Genomic DNA, 731 nt, shown 5'->3' with positions numbered 1-731 from the left:
CTAGCAATACAGGCCGTGCGTATCGCGTCTCCGCGCCATAAGGTGCGGGGACGCGGTGGGCTAGCGGCACACGAAGAAGACGGCCCAGTGACGTCAGGCAGTGGAGGAGGAGACGTGGCAACGCCCCCAGGCGGTCCTTACGGCGGTGAGCACCGGTCTCAGCCGCAGCACGACCCGTCCATGAAGCGCTACAACTTCCCCTCCGCGCCGAGCGGTCAGCAGTGGCAGGAGCCCCCCTCCCAGCCAGGGCCGCAGGACTACCCCCAGTACCAGCAGCCTCAGCAGCCCCACGCTCAGCAGCCTCCCCGCCCGAGGCAGGCCGAGGAACCCCCCAGGCCCCGCCGTTCCCGGCCCGCGGCCGAAGACCGCGGCGGATCGTCGCCGCTGGTGCGGCCGTACGCCATGACCGGGGGCCGTACCCGGCCGCGCTATCAGCTCGCCATCGAGGCGCTGGTGCACACCACCGCGCAGCCCGCTCGCCTCCAGGGCCAGCTCCCGGAGCACCAGCGGATCTGCCATCTGTGTTACGAGATCAAATCGGTTGCCGAGATCTCCGCACTTCTCTCCATTCCCTTGGGCGTCGCCCGTATCCTCGTGGCCGACCTGGCCGAGGCCGGCCTCGTCGCCATCCATCAGCCGGGCAGCAGCAGCGAGCCCGGCGGCCAGCCAGATGTGACACTGCTCGAAAGGGTGCTCAGTGGACTTCGCAAGCTCTAGCGGTGCAACCCGCT

The 731-nt window shown here is 69.6% G+C and carries 1 protein-coding gene; it reads left to right on the top strand.

Annotated elements, in window-relative coordinates:
* Positions 1 to 114: 114 nt before the first annotated feature.
* Positions 115 to 717, top strand: coding sequence for a DUF742 domain-containing protein (locus ACW69E_RS27735; RefSeq protein ID WP_457501034.1), 603 nt, complete (start codon positions 115 to 117; stop codon positions 715 to 717).
* Positions 718 to 731: the final 14 nt, after the last annotated feature.

Source organism: Streptomyces sp. SS8 (genome assembly GCF_054072955.1).
Note: the sequence above shows the minus strand (reverse complement) of the source record. Positions and strands in the feature narration are given on the sequence as shown.